Below are 20,954 nucleotides of genomic sequence, written 5' to 3'. Positions count from 1 at the left end.
AAACATCAATCACTAACATGATACGCATCAACAATTTACAAAAGAATTTCGGCACAAAAAAAGCCGTAGATATAGAGAACTACACCATCGGGCAAGGCGATATGCTGGGACTGGTAGGCAACAACGGTGCAGGCAAGACCACCCTCTTCCGTCTGATTCTTGACTTGCTGCAGGCAGACCGGGGCAATGTAACCATCAATGACATTGACGTCAGCAAAAGTGAGGACTGGAAGAACTTCACGGGAGCCTTTATAGACGACGGTTTCCTGATAGACTACCTCACCCCCGAAGAATACTTCTACTTCATCGGTAAGATGTATGGTCTGAAGAAAGAGGAGGTAGACGAACGCCTGCTTCCCTTCGAACGCTTCATGAACGGCGAAGTAATGGGCCAGAAGAAATTCATCCGCAACTATTCTGCCGGAAACAAGCAGAAAATCGGCATCATCTCCGCCATGCTCCACCATCCGCAACTGTTGATTCTGGATGAACCGTTCAACTTCCTTGACCCCAGTTCACAGTCCGTAATCAAACACTTGCTGAAAAGATACAATGAAGAACACGGAGCCACCGTCATCATTTCCAGCCATAACCTAAATCATACAGTGGACGTTTGCCCGCGTATTGCATTGCTGGAAAACGGTGTTATTATCCGCGATATACGAAATGAGAACAACTCTGCCGAGCAGGAACTGGAAGCTTACTTCAACGTCGGCGTGGAGGAAGAAGCCGTAGTAGAAGAAACGGTAGAAGAAGAAGCCGTAGAAGAAATAACGGAAAAAGAAGAAAAAACGGTAGAAGAAAAAAACGCGGAAGCATGAAAAAATATCTTTCTTATATAGTAGCTCTTACCATCATATTGATAGGTCTAAGTTCCTGCCATACCTCCGCGCCACGCCTGGACTACAAAGCCCTGGCACAGGCATCCGTCCGTTTGGGAGTGGATATTGAACTGCAGGACAACCACAAGCTGTACATCCATGCCTCCGAATGGATAGGCACCCCCTATCGTGCAGGCGGTGACAGCAAGCGTGGAACGGACTGCTCCGGACTGGTATCGCAACTGTATAAGAAAGTTTATCACACCCGTCTGTCGAGAAGCACAGACGGGCAACTGAAAGAGAGCAGCAAAATCTCCCGCCGCAACTTGCGTGAGGGAGATTTGGTGTTCTTCACCAGCCGTGCTTCCCGCAAAAAAGTGGCACACGTAGGCATCTACCTCAAGGACGGCAAGTTTATACATGCCAGCACCAGCCAGGGAGTCATAGTCAGCAACCTCCGGGAAAAATATTACACCCAACACTGGCTCTGCGGAGGAAGAATAAAATAATACTAATTTTTCCCTTCTTGTGATTTTCTTTACTCTGTCCCGACTGATAGTCCAGAAACTATTAAAAGAAGAAAACAATGAAGAAACTTTTAGGCATCCTCTTATTCATCAGCATTGCGCTGAGCGCCAATGCACAACTTTTATGGAAAGTATCCGGTAAAGGATTAGAGAAACCATCCTATATTTTCGGTACTTATCACCTCTCTCCACTCAGTATAAAGGACAGCATTGCCGCCATGCCGCAGGCCATGAGCGAAACCACCCAAGTCTACGGTGAGGTCGTGATGAGCGAAATGGCGACTCCCGCCTTCATGCAAAGCATGCAACAGCAGATGATGATGCCCAAAGACACCACGCTGCAAAGCCTCTTTACTCCCGAACAATACGAAGAAGTGGGCAAAGTTGTAAAAGAGAATATGATGGTAGACATCGCCATGCTTGCTCAACTGAAACCGGCTGCCATCAACCAGCAGCTTGTCGTCCTGCTCTACATGAAACATACTCCGGGCTTCAACCCGCAAGAACAGCTCGACACTTACTTCCAGCAGCAGGCCGGACAGCAAGGCAAGAAAGTTGGCGGTCTGGAAACAGCCCAGTCACAAATAGACATTCTGTTCAACAGCCAGACGCTGCAACGCCAGGCAAACCTCCTCTACTGCGCTATCAGTGACATCGAGAAAGGTATCGAGCAAAGCAAGCGCCTGATTGCCGCTTATGAAAAGCAGGACCTGGATGCCATGCTGCAACTGATGGAAGAGCGCGACGGCAATTCATGCGACCCGCTGCCTGGAGAGATGGAAGCCATGCTGGACAACCGCAACAAGGCATGGGTTGAAAAGATGCCTGCTATCATGACAGAAGCCCCTACCCTTTTCGTAGTCGGCGCCGGACACCTGCCCGGAGACAATGGAGTGTTGAACCTTCTGAAACAACAAGGATATACGATAGAAGCCATGAAATAAATCCTCTAACAATTCTCTCTAACAATTTTTAATGGCAAGCTATACAAAGCGTGACGGTCAAATACCATCACGCTTTGTTTGCATACACACTTTATTGCCCTCATCATACCGTACATCCCGAAAAATATACTACTTTTGCACCAAAGTCTTGGCTGTTATAGTGATAACGGTCACTTTTGACTCGATTCGATAAGAACGCAAGAAGCGAAAGTTATTATCCCTGCTATTCGGAATCTGGAAAATTCTCTTAAACACCGCAGGATAATAGCAACAGTTTCTTCACGTCTATGTTATTATATACTTAGGCGTGGGGGCTGTTGTCTATTAACGGTGTGGGCATTTTCCAGAGCCTCGAATGCAGATAGACAATAACAGTCCTCGCGCTTTTTATATAATAACCTTCGTCAATGGGGACAGACGAAATGAAAGACACCGCGTATGCATCTTACATTATTTGGAGAAGTACAGTTATTTCTGTTAATTGCCGTTACATCTGCAAGCTTTCTATACTGGATAAATCATAAATACAAAAGTCTGAACAGACAGATTATCCGGGCAATAGACATTCCAGTATATCTGCTGAACAGACAAGGTATTGTCGTAAAACTACTTAATACACCTACCGAAAAGGCAAACAGACTTCCGTTCCTGAATCCGGGAGTTCTAAATATCAATAATTTAGTGACAGACGCCGATGAATGCCGGAAATACATGACGTCGCTGTTACGCGTACTGAATACCCGCACTTCGGACAGCCTGACCCTAAAGATAAGAATAGAAAGTGGTGAGAAACTATATATCGCAGTGCGCATGGTCTACCTCAACAGAAATTATGTCATAGCCTTCATACGCGACATTACGGAAGATGAAGTCCAACGCCGGGAAAACGAAAAATACCGTTTCTTCCTTGAAAGTATTCTGGAGAACCTCCCCATCGCCACTACAGTAAAAGATAAAAACGATGAAGGACGTTACCTGATATGGAACAAAAAAGCGGCAGAGATGATGGAAGTCCCCGCTGAGGATATTGTGGGACACTATGAAGAGGAGTTCAACCCCCTAATGCAAGATAATTTCATTCAGGAGACAGACAAAGAAGTTGAAGAGTCGGAAATTCCCCAGTCCTACATCAAACACTTTGTCAATCCCAAAGGCAGAGAGTATATTCTGTCGTTTCACAAAACGCTGGTGTCCTACAACAAAGGGAAAGAGAGGTGGATTGTCAGTTCTGCACTGGACATCACCGAACTGCTGGCAGCCAAAGAGAAAGCAGAAAAAGCCAACCGCCTGAAATCGGCTTTTCTCGCCAACATGAGCCACGAGATACGTACTCCGCTAAACGCCATCGTCGGATTCTCCTCCATACTTTCCGATTATATACAAGACGAAGATACAAAGGAATACATACATATCATCGAAGAAAACACCCAACTGCTGCTGCAACTGATTAATGATATTCTCGACCTGTCACGCATCGAAGCTGGCATTCTCGAATTCACAGAAGGAGATATGGATGTAAACAAGACGCTTGATGAAATGCAGACGATGGCAAAACTGAAACTTCCGTCCGAAGTCAGTATACGTCTCCTGCCCGGTGCGGATTACTGTATTATTCACACAGTCCCCAAACGGGTAAGACAAGTACTGAACAACTATCTGTCAAACGCCCTCAAGCATACGGAAGAAGGTTTCATCGACATTGGTTATCACCTGCCGCAAGAAGACAGGATTCGCTTCTTTGTCCGTGATACCGGCTGCGGCATTCCTCCCGAAAAGCAAAAGGATGTATTCGAACGCTTTGTCAAGCTAAACAGCTTTAAACAAGGCACGGGCCTCGGACTCTCCATCTGCACCATGATTGCCGAGAAAATGAACGGAAAAGTGGGCGTCAGCTCTATTCCGGGGAAAGGTTCCGAATTCTGGTTCGAAATACCCTATCAACCTGCCGGTAGCCAACCTGCATAGAAAAGCCCGCCACTGACATGAACTCTGTCAACGACGGGCAACCTAAACCATCACCGATGCTATCCTGACTCACAATACCTATCGAAGACTAAATCGCAGTTTTCCACTCTGCACCAGTTCTTCATGAGTGATACGATATCGGGACAGTTTTTTTCCTCCCAGTTCCATTTCACCGATATAAAGCGACTCTGCCGACGGGCGTTCCGTCTCTATCACCAGTTGGTCGCGTCCCCAATACTTAGGGTCGAGCTTTATGGTTACTTTATCAAATACCGGAGTAGATAGCGTATATGCCGGTTCTCCGGGACAATCCGGATAAAAGCCCATCATATTGAAGATAGCCCAAGCGGACATCGTTCCGGTATCATCATTGCCGGGAATTCCGTCGGGGGCATTCTTGAAATACTTCTGCAAAAGGCGGTGCAGCTCTTTCTGCGTGCGCCACTCCTCACCCTTGAAATAAGAGAAAAGATGGGCGTATGCAATGTCCGGTTCGTTGGCAGGGTCGTACAGTCCTTCGTCGAACACGCGCTGAAGCTTGTCTACGAACGGCTTCTTTCCACCCATGAGCCGGGCAAGCCCTTTCACATCGTGGGGAACATAGAAAGTATAGTTCCAAGCATTGCCTTCGTGGAAGCCGGGGCTGGGCTCAAAATTCTCACCTTCCATAGGATTGAAAGGAGCATAGAATTCTCCGTCCGGCAAGATGGGACGGAAAGTACCGTACTCCTTACAGTAATAATGCTTGTAGCCCAGCGAACGTTCGTGGAACAGACGGGCATCCTCCTTCTTGCCAAGCGCAGCGGCTATGCGCGACAAGGCATTGTCGGCAATATAGTATTCCAGGGCATGCGAAACGGAATTGTCATACTGCTCCCGCAGGGGCACATATCCCAATGACACGTAGTCGTCATTGTCCGGACGGAGCAGGTTCTCCGCCCCCGGCAGGGTGGCTCCCTTGCGCATGGCCTCGTAGGCCAGTTCTATATCAAAGTCGCGCAGACCTTTCAGCCAGGTGTCGACGATGACGGGGATGGAAGGGTCACCTTCCATGGTCAGCGTCTCACGTCCGTAGAGTTCCCATTTGGGAAGCCAGCCATGTTCACGGTACATGTCGAGCATGGAACGCACCATCTGCAACTGCCGTTCGGGATATACCAGCGTAAGAAGCTGGTGCACATTGCGGTAAGTGTCCCACAAGGAAAAGACGGTATAACGGTCGCCTTTGGTGGTCAGAATCTTGTCACTCTCCATAACGGGATATTCCCCGTTCACATCCTGCAGGATATTGGGATGTATCAGCGTATGATAGAGTGCCGTATAAAAGACGGTTTTCTGCTCTTCCGTACCTCCTTCCACAAGGATGCGCGAGAGGTCATCGTTCCAGCGGCGGCGAGCTTCCTCCAGCACTTGGGCAAAGTCCTTGCCCTTCTGTTCGGTATCCAGATTGAGCCGGGCATTCTCCATGCTCACAAAAGAGACTCCCATCTGTACTTCCACCTGCTCGCCCTCTTCGGTATGGAATGTAAGATAAGCGCCGATGTCATCTCCTGCCAGCTCTTTCCCGTAGCCGGTGTAAAGTTTGTAGCGTCCGTTATCGGGATCCCATTCGGCCTCCACACCGGTCATGGTGCGCTGCTTCTTCCAGTAGCCCGAAGCGGAGGGCTGCTTGTTGACACGCATCACAAAGTAGATGGGGAAAACGGCCTGCGGATTATAGCAGAAAGTTCCCAGCAACTTCATCCCTTCAAACTCGCATTCACCCGTCCGGCGCAGAAAAGCTCCCGATTCATTGGTCAGACCTTCGCCCAGATTCAGCAGCACATGGCTTTGCCCGGCAGGAAAGGTGAAACGCGCCACACCCGTGCGAGGGGTTGCCGTCACTTCCGTCTTCACATGGTAGCGGGTCAGGAAGTTGCTGTAATATCCGGGGGATGCCTGCTCGTCCTTATAGCGGCTTCCATACTCCTTATAATCCACGGACAGCTCTCCCGTAGTGGGCATCAGCAGCAGAGAGCCCAATTCCGGACAGCCCACACCGCTCAAATTGACATGCGAATATCCGGTGAAGAAACAATTGTGATACTCATAGGGAGTAGACCACCAGCGAGCATCTTTATCGTATTTGTTGTCCTCCGAGCCCATCACGTTGAAGGGCACTACGGACATCATTCCGTTGGGACAGACGGCTCCCGGATTCGTGGTACCGAAGTTGGTGGTACCGATAAAGGGATTCACATAGTCCGTCGGCTGCTTCTCCGCAGCCATAGATGCCGTGAGCATTCCAAAGGAGATGATACAGAAAGTTATCAGTCGTTTCATAATACAGTAAGGATTTGTTCTTTATTAGTTAGTGAGCACGCTGCCCATGCCGGTGTCATTGCATGCACTCTACAGTGCTACTGCATGCCTTTTGCAGTGGCGATGCAACGGCTTTGCAATGTCGCTGCATCGGCTTTGCAGTGGCACTGCAACAGCTTTGCAGTAACACTGCAAAAAGCATGCAGTATCTTTGCAGTGATATTGCACTAAATATAAGACAGTTACGGTAGACGCTTTTCAGCAATACCAAGCGCCCGCCAACTGCTTGGTACTTACAAAATACTTGTGCGCTTCGTGAACTCCAGAATCTCGCGGATATAGCCAAAGGCAAGCCCCACTACCGTATCGGCTGCACCGTAGTATACAGCCACACGTTCTCCATCCTGCAATGCTGCGCAAGGGAACACCACGTTGGGAACATCACCTTGCAACTCATAAGGAGCAGCAGGCGCAAGCAGATACTCACGGGTGCGGTAGAGCAACTTGGCAGGATTGTCCTTATCCAGAATAGCTGCTCCCATGGAGTAACGGAAACCGTTGCAAGTGGTTATCACGCCGTGATAGAACATCAGCCAACCCTCGTCCGTGAGGAACGGTACCGAACCTGCCCCTATCTTGGTACACTGCCAGGCACTTTCGGGGAAAGGCGTAGGAGCCATCACATGGCGGTGTTCGCCCCAGAACTTCATGTCGGGACTGAAGCTGATGTAAATGTCTCCGAAAGGCGTATGGCCACTGTCGCTGGGACGGCTCAAGAGTGCATATTTGCCATCGAACTTCTGAGGCAACAATACACCGTTGCGGTTGAAAGGCAGGAAAGCATTCTCGCACTGAAAGAACTCCTTGAAATCGAAAGTATAGCCGATACCGATGGTGGGACCGTAGTAGCCGTTGCACCACGTAATCCAGTAACGGTCCTCAATCCATGTCACGCGCGGGTCGTATTTATATTCGGACTCTATCATGTCCGTATTCCCGGCCTTGAACCGAATGGGTTCATGCTCTATTTCCCAGTGGATGCCGTCCTTGCTGAAACCGGCAAAGATATTCATCTGCACCGCCCGGTTGTCACAACGGAACACACCGGCATAACCATCTCTAAACGGAACCACCGCACTGTTGAAAATGCTGTTTGAGGACGGAATATGGTAGCGGTCTATTACGGGATTCTCCGAATAACGCCACATTACATCCTTACAGCCTGCCGGCCGTTCTTCCCAAGGCATTGTGATTTTGTTGCTCATAATTGCTCTATATTATTAATTGGTTATTGTTGTTTCTTCTCATCGGCATACGTAAACGGTATGAAGTACGTAATGAGGAACGCCGGAATGGTGGCAAACAGCGTGAAGGTGAAGAACGCCTCGTATCCCAGCCAGTCGCTGACAAAACCGCTGATTGTGCCCGGCAACATCACCCCCAGATTCATGATGCCCGAAGCAAAGGCATAATGTGCCATCTGGTGCTTTCCCGGCGCCACCTGCTGCATCATGAACAAAGTCAGTCCCACAAAACCGAAACCATAACCGAAGTACTCGAGCACGATGGCACTGCCTATCAGCAATTCGCTTTCCGGCTGGTACATGGCAAGCAGGGTATACGCCACAAAGGGCAGATTGAAGATGCAGCACAGAGAGAACAGCGTCCGCCGCAATCCCCGGTGCGAAATGTAATAGCCTGCCAACAGTGAACCCAGCACAAAGGCTGCCGCCCCATAAGTACCGTAGTACAAGCCTATCTGCTGCTCATTCAGTCCCAAGCCGCCTGCCGAACGCTCCGCCTTCAGGAAAAGGGGGACAATCTTCATGACAAAGCCCTCGGCAAGGCGATAAAGGATAATGAACGCTATATAGTACCAGATGTGCTTCTTCAAGAAGAAATCCTTGATTACCGCCACCAACTGCTCCCACGTCTCCCTTGCCGACTTGGCACCGGATGCGGCCGCACCGCCCGACGGCAACATGCGTATGTGATAGAAGCCAAGCAGCAGCATCACCGCCGCCAATATCAGCATCACCGTCATCCATGCATGCCGGGTAGCTTCGTAGCGGACTGCCTCTGTGGCACCCTCCACTCCACCGAAGCCTACCAACAAAGCACCTGCCAACCAGACCAGTCCACCGGACGCTACAATCTTCGCTATATTGTAGAAGGCTCCCTGCCAACCGATGTACTTGGCCTGGTCCTGCTTGCTCAGTTCCGACATGTAGACACCGTCCGTAGCCACATCGTGTGTGGCTCCACTGAAGGCAATCACCGCCAGCAGTGCAATGCACACCGCAAAGAATACCGGCAACTGCAACGCCAAAGCTACCAGAGCAAAGCCTGCCCCGGTAACCATCTGCGTCAGTACCACGAAAAACTTCTTCGTCTTGAACATTTCAAGGAACGGACTCCAAAGGAACTTCAGCGTCCAGGGCATCATGATGAGCGACGTCCACAGAGCAATCTGCGCGTCACCGATACCCAGCCCCTTGAACATCAGCACAGAAACCATGTTCAGCACCACGAACGGCAATCCCATGGCAAAATATACGGTGGGGACCCACGATATAGGATTATGATTTTTTCGGCTCATCCCTTCTGTATATTATCTGTGTCACTTCAGCGGTTCGCTGCCCATAGTCAGCTCCAGCGTACCGCCGTCCACTATATCCTGATGCGTGAAGAATGGAGTCTCCAACTTATTGCCGTTCAGCACAATGCTCCGCACATACTTGTTGTCGCGGCTGTTGTTGTGGGCTATCACCTTGAACGACTTGCCGTCTTTCAGATGAACGGTCGCCTCGTTGAACAGCGGGCGTCCGATGGAATATACCGGCTTGCCGGGGCATACCTGATAGAAGCCCATCGCATTCAGAATGTACCATGCAGACATCTGTCCGCAGTCTTCATTGCCCGAAAGTCCGTCGGGGTTGTTGAAGTAAAGCGTATGCAGCACCTCATCCACAATCTCCTGCGTACGCCAGGGCTGGCCTACGTAGTTGTAGAGATGGGCAATGTGATGGCTTGGCTCATTGCCGTGGGCATACTGGCCTATCAGACCGGAAATATCCACCGAGGTCGATTCACCTTCCAGCTTGGAATCGGCCGTGAACAGAGAATCCAACTTGCCGATGAAGGCGTCGCGTCCTCCCATCAGTTCCACCAGTCCGTCCACATCGTGGGGAACGAACCAAGTCCACTGCCATGCCGTACCTTCGCAATAGTCATCATTACGGTGATTGGAAGCGCGGGGGTTGAAAGGCGTACGCCAGTTGCCCTCACTGTCCAGTCCGCGCATGAAGCGAGTACTCGGGTCGAAATAAACTTTATATCCTTCGGCAAAAGCCGCATACTTGTCACGGTTGGCTTCATCATCCAAAGCACCTGCCAGTACGGAGATGCACCAGTCATCGTAAGCATATTCCAGCGCTTTAGCCACAGATTCATTGTCTTTATCGCAAGGCACGTAGCCAATCTTGTTCTTCCAGTACTTGGCCTGCGGCATCAGATGCGGCACAACCAAAGGATGGGTGATAATACCCGTCGTATCGTATTCTGCCGTACGGAGGCAAGCCTTGTAAGCCTCCTGCACGTCGAAGTTACGGTATCCCTTTACATAAGAATCCGCTATGAGGGAGGCTGCATGATAACCAATCATGGTACCCGTATAGTTTCCGGCCAGTTCCCACATAGGCAGGACGCCGCCCTCGCGGGACTTCTGGATGAGCGAACGGATGAAAGCCTCGTTCAGTTCAGGATCAATAATCGTCATCAGCGGATGATAGGCACGGAAAGTGTCCCATAAAGAGAAAATGGTGTAGATAGGCTCGTCCACCCTGCCTTGATGGGGCTTCAAGTCCATACCAAAGTAACGTCCGTCAGCATCGGTAAACAAGTTGGGCTGCATACCCGTGTGGTAAAGTGCCGTGTAGAACATGGTACGCTGGTCGTTGTCCTTCGTATCGATGTCAATCTTGGAAAGATAAGTGTTCCACTGCTGGCGGGCAGCACGGCGCACACCGTCAAAATCCCATCCGGAGATTTCGGCTTCCACATTCTTGCGGGCACCGTCCATATCCACGGCAGACACACCTACCTTTACCAATACCTCTTCATTGGGCTCCGTCTGGAATTGCAGTAAAGCTTTAGCTGTAGGCAGAAGCGGACCGCCTTCGTCCAATGCCATGGAGTCCGTGACCAGCGTATAGGTAAATGGTTTGGAGAACTTAGCGTAGAAGTTGATATACTGGTCGAAAGCCCAATATACAGTCTTCTTGCGTCCACGGATTTCAGTATCGCTGATTACTTCCAGCTCCATCTGTTCATTCTTCTGGCGCTGGATACTGTAATCCAGGTCGAGGATAAAACCTGCATCTTCCGCTTTCGGGAAGGTATAGCGATGAATCGCCGCACGTTTGGTAGAGGTCAGTTCGGCTTTCACCCCGTAGCGGTCCAAAAATACGGAATAATATCCCGGTTCGGCTGTTTCATTCTCGTGGGAAAAGGCAGAGGCGTACGCCATCTGCTGGCTCTTCGAGCCCATGGAGTGGTAATCCTGCCGACCTACAGTGGGCATCAGCAGCACATCCCCGTAATCGGCACAACCCGTACCGCTGACGTGGGTATGTGAAAATCCGTTGATAGTAGTATCTGCATAGTAATATCCGGAGCAGGCATCCCACTCGTAGATACGCGTGTCGGGGCTGGGCTGAATCATCCCGTTGGGAACTACCGCTCCGGGATAGGTATGCCCATGTCCACCCGTACCGATGAACGGATTGACGTAAGACGCATAGTCCGGTGCCGTCTGGGTACAGCTGCAAACCGCCCCCAGCAGAAAAAGTCCGCCCAACAGTATGGAACTAGATTTCATGTTTTTCTTCATATTGTTTATTGTATAAGTAGGTGTATAGCTTCATAATAGAATCTTGTTATATGAGAATGCTTGAGGAGGGCCGCCCTATTACTTTGAGCAAAGCCCTCCTTTGTTTCATGTATGAAAAGGTTCAAGCATCCGTTTTCCGAAACCTCAGTTTACGGAAAACACGGCATCAGCGTACCTTCTTCATCGTATAGTTCTCACTCACGAAGTAAGGAACATCGGGGAAGATGTCGGTCTCAATCTCACCGCCTACATACTTATAGGGATTGATAGCCCATCTGTTGCCCAAGCCATAGATATGCATATCACCGTTAGGAGCAATAGCACCATCCATATAGTAATCATCATAGTTAGGATATGCTTTCCACTGGAAATTCTTGCTGTAAGTACCGAAATGCATCTTGTAGGTAGCAGGGTCTTCAGCATCGCCCTCATGAATGGTTTGCGGATAGATGAGCAGTGCACCGTTATAGTAATCGCAATGCATCGGATACTTACCGGTGATTTCGGGGAAAGTACCCCAGTTGTAAACCACATATCCGGTACCTTCTTCATCCTTCTCTATAATTACATTCTTCTCAAACTCCTGACTGCCTTTCCAATCCCACCAGCGAGGATTGCCTTCTTCATCCACATAGGTAAAGAGAGAGTTACTGGAAGTTACTTTCCACTCGCCGACCAAATCTTCATAACCCAACATTTTGCCCTGATAAGCTTCACCGATACGGCTCCAGTACTTGCCGCTCCACTCCACTTCATCATCAAAAAGTACTTTACTTATTTCCGAAAGCAACGTATAATACTGATACACCAGCGGTTTGGGATTGTAGAACATCTGAATGCCATAACCTTCATCTTTCACTTTCTGGAATTTGCTCTTGTCAAATCCACTCCAACCTCCGTTCAACTCATCATTAATCTTCCAAGGCAGCGGAGCATACTTGGATTTGGGCAGGTTCTCAAAATGAGACTCTTCACGGCCAAAGGCTCCCTCGGGATTCTGATTCTGGTAGTAACCGTAGGTCATATAGTCCACAATGTCACCTACCTTCATACCCTCTACCTCACCGTCTGGAGAGTCGAGCGAACCATATTCATACACACCAATCAACTTGTTGCCAAATACCTGGCGGCACTCATAAACCAAACGCGCGAAGTTGGCACGTGAGCGTGTTTCGAAGCCGGGGCTGGGATTGGAGTTGTTGTAGCTGGTGTACTCATCATCAAAGTCAATACCATCCAAGCCATAGATATCCAAGTAAGCTTTCAGTTCCTTGGCAAAGTCTTTGGCGGCAGCTTCCGAAAGGTTACCCATACCAGCCTCGTCATGGTTGCCAAGAATAGTCATAGCCACCTTAATGCCCTTAGCCTGCAAAGGACGGATGAACTTATCCGCATTTCTCAGCAAGAAGGAAACCTGGTCATTGCAGAAAACATGTACGCGACCGGTCTTGCTATCCACATTGATGTTGGCAGCAAAAATGCTGACTACATCAAAGAAAGGCTTTCCGTTGCTCTTCATGGTATATTCACCCATATTCAAGATGTTCTCGTCATTTACTTCCACAAAGCAATGTGTAAGTATATCACCCTTACTGATACTCTCAGGAATAGCAGCCAAAGGCTTTACCAAGTAAATATATTCCTGATTGTTTGTAGAAACTTCCACACCGTTATTGGCAGATGCAGAAACGGCAACAGCATAAGTCTGTCCGATTGTGCCTCCGGCATTGATATTCAGTTCCACAGAAGCCGACTTCTGTTCGCCCGCCTTGATAGTGGCAGTTCCACCGTTCGCCAGGCTCAGCTTATCGGCGGGATACATTTTATAGCTTGTTCCATTCTTCTTATTGTAAGCCTCCAAAACGTCTTCGTCCACTTTGAAGGTCACCGTAACATCCTGCTCTGCAGCTTTGCTCAGTTCAAAATAGAGATGTCCGGTAGCAACCTTGTCGCCAAAAACAGAAATCGGAGTAAGTTCACGTGCACCGGCGGCAGACTTTACATAGCCATACACGCCATCCACAGTATCCAGCTTATCGCTGTTGCCGGTGTTGATGACAACATCATCTTCACAACCGGTGAAGCATATTCCTGCACATGCAAAAGCCATTGCCAGCAAGCCTGATTTTACATGATTCATATATTTCATAATCAATATCTTTTTATTTGAATTAAGGTATAACTAAATTATTTAGCGGGCAGTTCCACAGCAGTCCAAGTCAATGATTCCACTGCAGTAGCATTGTTCTCATTTCCGCTATAATCGTGAATGGCAGTACCGGCGCCCTCATCGAACTTCCAGTAAGAAACCAGTCCGTCAGCATCCGGCTCTACCTGGTAGAAGTGGTCCTTTGCATTGATTTCTGCTGATGTCAACACCTTGTTCCAGATACGCACCTCTGAGATATTACCTTCCAACCAACGGTCACGATTGTATGAATGGCCAATCCAGAATCCGTTACCTTCATCGGTCATGGTCTGGCCCCAGTTCACGACTCCGCAGTCCAAAGTAGTCTCCAGCATATTCTTACCATTGATGTAGATTATAACTGTTTTTGCATCCGCATCGTAGGTCACAGCGATATGTGTCCATTCGTTTGTCGGAATAACCAGACTCTCATCGGTCACATTGCCGCTACTTGTAGCCACCTGCAACTGGTTTTGAGGAATTCCGGCATCACCGATGCGGAGCAGGAACTTACCTTCGATCCCCATAATGGAAGTCAGCATCTTGTCAAACTTGCTTACACGAATCAACGCTTCTGCCGTCAGCTTATTCATATTATTGGCTACATCTGGATTGGTCCAAGTTACGTAAACCAGATTCTTGGTAATATCAGGAACCGTATTAATCAATGCGGCACCCTTCAGCACGTAGTACATGGTACCGGAGCTCTTCAAGACTCCGATGCTTGCCTGGTCTACCGTAACCGGCAATACATATACCTTCTCACGGTCCAGCTCCGTCAAGTTCTTGAAGCTGACAGTGATGTCGTCTGAAATGACAGCACCGGCCAAAATGGTAGCCTGCGGAGTTTCTACCGTATAATAGTTTTCCGGCAGAGCCTCGGCTGTGTCATAATAGGTAGCGTTATAAGTAGCCACCAGTGAAGGGTCCGCCTTCAAGGCAATAGTTATATCCTGCGATTCAGGACGGGCCATTGAAATCCGGAATGAACCTTCCGTATCGGAAACAGTGTTTTTCAACAACACAGTACTGGTCATCGCCGAGCCGTTGATATACACCTGATTATCGAAATTCTCAACGTCATTATCATTACAAGCAGCAAATACACCTGCCAATAATGCCATCGATACTAAATATATACTTTTCAGTTTCATGATATTCTTTTATTTTTTAGGAGCAGGATTCATAATATTGATAGCTTCTCTCACGTATTGATAGGTATTGGTAGCATTGTAATAATCATTCTGCATGTTCTCAATAGCCAGACCAGCTTTTGTAAACTCTGCAGACGGTTCTGTCACCCAATAAGCAGCTTCCGACAGAGCTCTCAAAGCATTGTAATATCCGGTAGTCTTATCTGTTGTATCCAGAGAGACGGTAGATGCCGATACAATGAAGCGGTCAGCCGGAACACCGTCTGCCATCAAGGCCTGAAGCGCTTCTATCCCCAGTTGGGCAACATCCGTGACATCATTTGTAATCAAGATGATATGGTCACAAGAAGAGAGCACAGACTGGCCTATCAGGTTGGCAGGATACCCCTGGAACACCAGTTGCTTACCTGAATTGGCACTCTTCCAGTTGGATATCACACCGAAGAAAGTATCCTGATTTGCCTTTGCTTCAGCCTTGTCGGCTTCGGACATGTAGATAGGATTGCTACCACGATACTCGGCTACAATACCGTCGAAAGGTGCTTCAAGAGCTATCAGTCTGTTCAGCTCAGCCGACAGATAAGCCGAGAATGCAGATGTTTCTGTTCCTTCTTTCACCTTGTCGGTATGTTCCTTCAAGATATTGTCATAGCTGATGGAATAGAATACTTTCGTTCCCTTCTCATGTACATTTGCAATATCTTCCAATTCGAATTCCGCCAAATCGGGAGTAGTTGCGATAATTACGTCCAGGCTGTCGGGAACATCCGACATGTGCTGCCCGCGGCTGAAAGGAACTTTCTCACTATTATCAAACCAGCCGTATACAATCTTATGGTCAGAATTCTTGTATTCCCGCAAGTTCTTCAGATACTTGGCATATAGTTCGGGAGACTGTTCGTCGATTCCGGGTTCTTTCAGTTTAATACTCTCTGAATCCGTCCAGTCAGAGCAGGCAGACAATGCCAATACGGAAAAAGCTGCCAGCGCGATTCCTTTGAATGATTTCTTATATAATTTCATAATTATTCAGCATTTATTGTTATTATTTGCGTGCCCACCATACGTCAGTAGCCATGTTGTCCGGTCCACCCAGATAGCTGTTTACTGCCTCTTGCACGTTTTCAGTATTACTTGTATATTCTTCAGAAGGATAAGGCATACGGCGTGCACCTTTCTCGCTATCAACAATTCCACCACTCAAGTTACCTTCACTGGTTGCAGGCAACAGTTTGGGATAGCCTGTACGGCGATAGTCAGCCCAAGCTTCGTTACCTAACGGCCAATTCGCAATCCACTTCTGGGTAATGATACGTTCCTGTTTTTCTTCCTTGGATGCCCCTTCATTCCACTTGACAGTAATGGCTGAAAGGTTCTTTTCATAAGTATTAAGACCGGCGGGATCTTTGTAAAGAGCAGGTACACTGCTTTCATCAGCCAGATAGCTGTCTACACCGGTAGCTCCCCACTGTTCGAAAGAGAGACGGACACCTTGTTCATAAAAATCAGCAGCGGTTCCTTTCATGTTGAAACCATAGATTGCAGTGGCTTCAGCACGCAAGAAGGCAACTTCTGCCGCATTCATCCAAAGCACGGGATCAGAAGAGGAAATCTTCACACGCGAATAATTGATGAAATACTCTTTCATCTTACTGAGGTTGATACCGCGACGTAATCCTACATAAGTCTCTCCAGGCCATTTTGATTCCTCAAAATAGCTGGCACGACGATTGTCGTTGTAACCGTTCATGTAGCAGATGATGTCGGCAGCAGGATGGGTATCACCACCTGAAGCTTCTTCATTGTAACGTACTGCCACAAACAACGGATTGCTAATTGTACCGAAATACTTCCATGTAGCATTGTCTGCATTTGTTTCAATCAGACCCAACTCGTGATTCACTGCACTTTCAGCCATTTCTTTAGCCTTAGCAGGGCTTACATTGGCAATACGGATAGCCAAACGCAGTTTCAATGAATTGGCAAACTTCACCCACTTCTGTACATTACCACTGTACACGAAATCTGCAGAAGCAACCAACGCCGCATTTCTGTTTTCAGTCAGCACCTCGATGGATTCGTCCAGTTCCTTGAAGAATGCGTTATATACTTCTTCCTGCGTATCATAAGGAATGGTAATCTTGCCATCCTGACCGATTTTAGAATAAGGAATAGGACCATACGCATCAGTCACGCGACTCATGGCAGCAACCTTTATGATTTGAGCAATGGCATAAGGAACCGGATTATTGGTATTCTCCGATACTTGTTTCACTGTGCTCAAGTTACCGTAAAGTGTTGAAATGATACGGTCACTTATCAAGAACACACGCGTCCAGTCATTTGTAGCATTAAAATTGGATATTGTATTGGACCAGCCGGCATTTGAATCGGCAAAATAACCTCCCAACGGTCCACCCAACAAACAATCAGTAAACTGTGCCGTATTGACATCTGATGAGATAACCGTACTTGCCAAGTTACTCATGGCAGAACCCAGTGCATAATCATCCGGAGTCAAATCACCCGGTTGATAAGGATTGGAGTTGATATCCATATAATTGCCGGTACAGGACATAAAGCCCATAACCAACGGAGCAACAATCAATTTATTTATAATATTTTTCTTTTTCATATCGTTTGGTATTAAAATTTAAAGCTCAAGCTAAAGCCGATGTTACGCAAAGCCGGCATCATGAAATAGTCTATTCCCTGATAAAAGTTATCGGTAGAAGCTACACTTTCGGGATCGAAAGGAGCCTTGCTGTAAATCATCCACAAGTTGCGGCCTACCAACGAAACCTTGATATCGCACACATCATTCAACAACTTTCTGGGGATGGTGTAACCCAAAGATACTTCCTGCAGACGAACATTGGTAGCAGAATAAGTGTAGTATTGGGGAACAGACGTGCCGCTACCTACTACACCGTACCATGTTTCGGGGTTTACCTTATCTCTACCATTCACCAACACGTAACCTAAATCACGTGCATCGGCAGAAGCCTCGGACACACCGTAATAGTCCAACATAGCTTGTGTACGTGAGTAAACCACACCACCCAAACGGGCTGAAATCAAGAAACCTGCTGTGAAATTCTTCCAAATGAAGTTATTACGCCAAGCCAAATTACCTTTAGGAAGTACGCTTCCCAACTTGATGTATTTATCCGGGTCCGTTATGGCTTCCGTAGCAACCGTTCCATTTTGGTCCACAAAAATCTGTCCATTGGCATCACGTTTCATATCTCGCAGTGAGTAAAGGTCACCCATGCTCCCACCTTCTTTCAGCAAGAAGCGGGCATCACCTAAGCCACCCATATTCAACGTGCTCAAAGAGAACAGCTCACCGGTAACGGGATTGATGGCATTGTCTGCCAAAGTCAGGATTTTATTCTTGTTACTGGAGAAGGTTATACCGGTATCCCATGTAAAATCTTTCCAGGTATTCTTGTAATTCAGCGACAACTCAATACCGGAGTTACGTACGGCACCAGTCTGGATATACATAGCCGACCAACCGCTGACAGGCAACTGCGGGTTGAATGTCTGGTTCATAGTCTTGGCATTGTAATATGTCACGTCCAATTCAAAGTTCTTGAGGAAACGCATGTTCAAACCGATTTCCCAAGAATTGGTACGTTCAGGTTTCAAATTGTACAACGGATATTGGGTCGTGATACTCCACTGGCCGGAACTTGAATTCCATTCATAGTGAGGATTAGCCAAATATCTGGAGAAAGCACTACCAACAGATGCCCATGAACCACGAACCTTTATAAAAGAAAGATAATCTTTGTTCAAGTTAGGCATTAGCTCAGACAGTACAACAGAACCACCGACTGAAGGATAGAAGAATGATTTGCTGTTGGAGTTGGGACCTGCCAGCTGTGAAGGCCAGTCGTTACGTCCGGTCAGCGTCAAGAAGTAAGTGTTCTTGTAACCAAGCTCAGCCGAAGCGAAGAGAGACTGGGTCTGTTCACGCCATCCTTCCTGCAAACGCTGTGTCTTGCTGGCACTCAGGTTCTGGATGGCAAAGTAGTTGGTCAAACCTACCGGTTCGCCGCTGAAGGCATCGCCACCATCAGCAATCGGACCACGTGTTTTCATTGCATCCGAACGTATATCGGAGAATGAACCACCGACATTGGCCTGAAGTGACCAGTCTTCACCGAAATATTTGTTGATACTCACCAGGAAGTCTGCATACAACTGTTTGTCCTGCGTCTTGGTAATACCATAAAGACCTCGTGAAGAGCTCTCGGTGAGCTGTGTATTGGTAGAAGCATAGAACTTTTCTGTATAATCATTGTTGGAGTTATCCAAACGTACACGTCCTGAAACAGTCAGCCAGTCCAGAATCTTATAGCTCAAACCGGCATTCAGCATATAGCGGTCCTTCTTGTTCTGGCGCAGATTGCGGTAGTTAATCCAATAAGGATTCTGCATTACCATACCTTCGTCACCTACCGGCCAGTATTGCGTATAAATTTTACGGGCAGCGTCATAGCGCTCATACATGCTGATATCAGACCAGTCGTTGCTGCGCGGGAACAAATAAGCACCCACCAACGGGTTGTTGTAAGTACCCTGGTTCGTCATGTTCTGGTCATTCTGCAGAATATAGCTTGCACCGAAATCCAGAGTCATCTTGTCGTCCAGGAAAGTAGTGGTGTTACGTACCGTAAAGTTGTAACGGTTGTATTTGTTGTTGGGAACAATACCCTTGGAGTTTACAGCAGCAGCCGATGCATACGTCTGGTTTTTCTCTGTACCGGTTGACAAAGAAATGCTCTCTGTTCCTACAATACCCGTCTGGAAATAATCATCTCTCGGGCTGTAATTGTAGTTATTGGCTGCAGACAAAGGCGCTCCCCAGCTCATGGCTCCTGAAGTGCTCATCACACCACCGGTTCCCGTACCGTAACGGTTTTGGAAGCTCGGCATCACAAACGGATTGGTGAATTCAGTATTACTGCTGACAGTAAGGCTCACCTTACCTTCTTTACCTTTCTTTGTAGTAATGACAATGGCACCGTTGGCAGCTTCCGAACCATACAAGGCAGCAGCGGCGGCACCAGTCAGGACTGACATTGACTCGATGTCTTCCGGGTTGATATCGGCAATCGGTTCTGAAGATCCCTGGGAGTCGAACTCCTTACCTCCGGCAGTACCACGGCCAGAGAAAATAGGCACACCGTCAATTACATAAAGTGCATTGGAAGACTGCATGATAGATTTCGTACCACGCATCACTACCTTTGATACACCACCTACACCGGATGAAGAAGCATTGATGTTCACACCCGCTACCTTACCACTCAATGAGTTCACAAAGTTGGCATCTTTATTGGAAGTAATGGCATCTGTATTCACCTGCTGTACATTGTAGGACAATGCCTTTTCCGAACGCTTGATACCGAGTGCAGTAACCACAACTTCTTCAAGCTGTTGGGTATCTCCGGCCATCATTACATTAATCGGTGCATTACCTTTCACGGGGATTTCCTGCGTAGTATAACCGATATAAGAGAATACAATCACCGGATTCGTTTCCGTAGTGGTCAGCGTAAAGTTACCGTCGAGGTCGGTAATACACCCGTTGCTAGTACCTTTTATCAATACATTCACACCAATCAGAGGTCCCATGTCATCTGACACGACTCCGGTAATCGTCCGTTCTTTCCCTTGTTGGTTGCCCTCTTGAGGAGCAGCAGACTTCTCAGAAAGATAAACGATGTTATCCTCCACTTTATAGGAAATGTCTTTCCCTTTGAGAATAACATTCAAAGCATCTTCTATAGACGCATTGTTCACTTTGACGTTTTCTACCGGCAACGCAGCCAGTTTGTCGTCATAAAAAAATTGATACTTGGATTGAGACTTGATTTGTTCAATGACTGTCCCCAATGTGCCGCGAGACACATTCAGGTTTAACTGGGCAAAGCCCCACTGGATAGAAACTGCCATGAACAACAAAACTAATAAAGCCCGCATGAACGTCGAACTCCGAAAAGCATAATTGTCTTTCATAAACACAATTTATAGGTTATACAATAAATTACTTCGAGAGATTCATTCTCTCGCATTCCTATATAAAACAACAGACAATGAAAATACACTTACTGAAAAAGTATCTTTTTTATCATTAATCCTAAAAAAA

The 20,954-nt window shown here is 47.7% G+C and carries 13 protein-coding genes; 4 read left to right on the top strand and 9 right to left on the bottom strand.

Features of this window, described 5'->3' with window-relative positions; translation table 11 throughout:
- Positions 1 to 17: 17 nt before the first annotated feature.
- From DW947_RS13730 to DW947_RS13715, 4 genes are all read left to right on the top strand, one after another.
- Positions 18 to 821, top strand: coding sequence for an ABC transporter ATP-binding protein (locus DW947_RS13730; protein WP_057282038.1), 804 nt, complete (start codon positions 18 to 20; stop codon positions 819 to 821).
- Entirely contained in the window at positions 818 to 1,330 is a 513-nt protein-coding gene (locus tag DW947_RS13725; RefSeq protein ID WP_005828855.1) for a C40 family peptidase, read from the top strand. Before DW947_RS13730 ends, DW947_RS13725 begins: the two co-directional genes overlap by 4 nt.
- Positions 1,331 to 1,407: 77 nt before the next feature.
- Entirely contained in the window at positions 1,408 to 2,292 is an 885-nt protein-coding gene (locus DW947_RS13720; RefSeq protein WP_057282037.1) for a TraB/GumN family protein, read from the top strand.
- Positions 2,293 to 2,730: 438 nt separating this feature from the next.
- On the top strand, positions 2,731 to 4,257 hold the full coding sequence (locus tag DW947_RS13715) for an ATP-binding protein (RefSeq protein WP_117962697.1): 1,527 nt from the start codon (positions 2,731 to 2,733) through the stop codon (positions 4,255 to 4,257).
- 78 nt (positions 4,258 to 4,335) lie between these two features.
- On the opposite strand, the gene DW947_RS13710 is transcribed toward DW947_RS13715, so the two are convergent.
- From DW947_RS13710 to DW947_RS13670, 9 genes are all read right to left on the bottom strand, one after another.
- Positions 4,336 to 6,579, bottom strand: a complete 2,244-nt coding sequence (locus DW947_RS13710; protein ID WP_117962695.1) for a GH92 family glycosyl hydrolase — start codon at positions 6,577 to 6,579, stop codon at positions 4,336 to 4,338.
- A 272-nt stretch (positions 6,580 to 6,851) separates the two neighbouring features.
- Entirely contained in the window at positions 6,852 to 7,823 is a 972-nt protein-coding gene (locus tag DW947_RS13705; protein ID WP_117962693.1) for a glycoside hydrolase family 130 protein, read from the bottom strand.
- A 23-nt stretch (positions 7,824 to 7,846) separates the two neighbouring features.
- Positions 7,847 to 9,157, bottom strand: coding sequence for an MFS transporter (locus DW947_RS13700; protein WP_117962691.1), 1,311 nt, complete (start codon positions 9,155 to 9,157; stop codon positions 7,847 to 7,849).
- Between the two features lie 21 nt (positions 9,158 to 9,178).
- Positions 9,179 to 11,449: a GH92 family glycosyl hydrolase gene (locus tag DW947_RS13695; RefSeq protein WP_005828868.1), complete on the bottom strand. Its 2,271-nt coding sequence runs from the start codon at positions 11,447 to 11,449 to the stop codon at positions 9,179 to 9,181.
- Positions 11,450 to 11,615: 166 nt separating this feature from the next.
- Positions 11,616 to 13,598: a BT_3987 domain-containing protein gene (locus tag DW947_RS13690; protein WP_044467815.1), complete on the bottom strand. Its 1,983-nt coding sequence runs from the start codon at positions 13,596 to 13,598 to the stop codon at positions 11,616 to 11,618.
- A gap of 38 nt (positions 13,599 to 13,636) precedes the next feature.
- Positions 13,637 to 14,791, bottom strand: coding sequence for a DUF1735 and LamG domain-containing protein (locus tag DW947_RS13685; protein WP_005828870.1), 1,155 nt, complete (start codon positions 14,789 to 14,791; stop codon positions 13,637 to 13,639).
- A 9-nt stretch (positions 14,792 to 14,800) separates the two neighbouring features.
- Positions 14,801 to 15,814 carry a glycoside hydrolase family 18 gene (locus DW947_RS13680; RefSeq protein WP_057282035.1) on the bottom strand — a complete coding sequence of 338 codons (1,014 nt, stop codon included), beginning with the start codon at positions 15,812 to 15,814 and terminating at the stop codon, positions 14,801 to 14,803.
- Between the two features lie 22 nt (positions 15,815 to 15,836).
- A complete protein-coding gene (locus DW947_RS13675) occupies positions 15,837 to 17,426 on the bottom strand; it encodes a RagB/SusD family nutrient uptake outer membrane protein (protein ID WP_005828876.1) in 1,590 nt (529 codons plus the stop codon).
- A gap of 11 nt (positions 17,427 to 17,437) precedes the next feature.
- Positions 17,438 to 20,824, bottom strand: a complete 3,387-nt coding sequence (locus DW947_RS13670; RefSeq protein WP_016272633.1) for a TonB-dependent receptor — start codon at positions 20,822 to 20,824, stop codon at positions 17,438 to 17,440.
- Positions 20,825 to 20,954: the final 130 nt, after the last annotated feature.

Source organism: Bacteroides sp. AM44-19, assembly GCF_003603395.1.
GTDB lineage: Bacteria > Bacteroidota > Bacteroidia > Bacteroidales > Bacteroidaceae > Bacteroides > Bacteroides uniformis.
Note: the sequence above shows the minus strand (reverse complement) of the source record. Positions and strands in the feature narration are given on the sequence as shown.